Annotated in this window: 1 protein-coding gene; it reads right to left on the bottom strand. The window is 57.2% G+C overall.

All coding sequences use genetic code 11. The features are described 5' to 3' along the window. Positions 1-341 (bottom strand): heavy-metal-associated domain-containing protein (locus C451_RS20525; RefSeq protein WP_007737170.1); only part of this gene is annotated, 341 nt, incomplete at both ends.

Consider the following 341-nt stretch of genomic DNA (forward strand, 5'->3'; position numbering starts at 1 on the left):
AATACCCACCACGAACGACGGGATAGCCGCTGACAGCAATTGCGACGAGAAACAGCCCATCCGCAAGCGTCAGTGAGTAGCCGAGAAGGGACGCTACCTCCGGGTTCTGTCCGGCAAGAACGAACACAAGGAGAAGGCCGAGGACGACGAAGCCTGCGCCAATCCATGTTTTGATCGCGCGAGGACTCGTCCAGATCTCCGACGGCGGCGCAATGTCCATTTCACTACCTGATGTCCCATTAGAATCAGCTTCATCGCCAGCAACCTCGTAACCCGCTCCCTCGATAGCTGCAACCACGTCAGCTTCGGCAGTACGGTCTGGATCATAGGTTACCGTGGCT

The organism is Halococcus thailandensis JCM 13552 (genome assembly GCF_000336715.1).
Lineage (GTDB): Archaea > Halobacteriota > Halobacteria > Halobacteriales > Halococcaceae > Halococcus > Halococcus thailandensis.